Raw genomic sequence first — 992 nt, 5'->3', positions numbered from 1 at the left:
ACTTACGTCTAAAGAATCTCGTCAAAGATGAAATGATTAACATCATGGATGAAGAGTACGGAGCTGGCCTAAGAAAAAAGTACATATCCGAGCTATCACGCGCGCAAAAGAAAACAGCCAAATAAAACTCACTAGACTTTGTAAGGCTTATGGTATTTCACGTCAAGCATACCATCAAGCTATTCGCAGGATAGAGACTCGGAAGAATAACTTAGCACCAGTGAGAGAGCTTGTTATGTACTGGCGAAAATTTATGCCCCGTATTGGTGGTAAAAAGCTTCACCTATTAATAAGACCACAGCTAGAAGAGCTAGGTATAAAACTAGGTAGAGATTGTTTTTTTGACTACTTGAGAGAGAATAACTTGCTGGTTAAGCCTAAGAAAAACTATACAAAAACGACACATAGCAATCATTGGATGCGTAAGCACCCTAATTTATTGAAAGACTATACTCCTAAGTCCGCTGAAGAAGTTTTTGTCAGCGATATAACTTATGTGAAGTCAGCGCAAGGAGTACATTATTTATCCTTGGTGACAGATGCTTACAGTCGAAGGATAATGGGCTATGAATTGAGTAATGAAATGAAAGCGACAGATGTTGTCAAAGCATTAGATATGGCTGTCGCTCAACGTTTATATTTCAAGGACAGCATTCATCATTCAGATAGAGGCTTACAATATTGCTCTGAGCGCTATCAAATGAAGCTGAATGAAAGTGGTATTAAACCTTCTATGACGGATGGTTATGACTGTTATCAAAATGCTTTGGCTGAGCGAGTAAACGGAATATTAAAGCAAGAATTTTTACTATATGAATGTCGAAATATTGATGAGTTAAAACAGTTCGTTGAAGAATCAATATTCATATACAATGAAATGCGACCGCATATGAGTTTGGGAATGAAAACCCCAAATCAAGTGCATAAAAAAGACCAGGAGCAAGAGCTACTGGCCTTCCATTAAAACCGTCAACCTATTTCAGGACGGGACA

1 pseudogene is annotated in these 992 nt (G+C 38.0%); it reads left to right on the top strand.

Going from position 1 to position 992, the window contains the following annotated elements:
- Positions 1 to 964: pseudogene (locus tag E2R67_RS16350) on the top strand (IS3 family transposase); the annotation flags it as partial.
- Positions 965 to 992: the final 28 nt, after the last annotated feature.

It is taken from the genome of Psychromonas algicola (assembly GCF_004378355.1).
GTDB lineage: Bacteria > Pseudomonadota > Gammaproteobacteria > Enterobacterales > Psychromonadaceae > Psychromonas.
The sequence above is the reverse complement of the archived record's forward strand: the minus strand, read 5'-3'. Positions and strand labels throughout refer to the sequence as shown.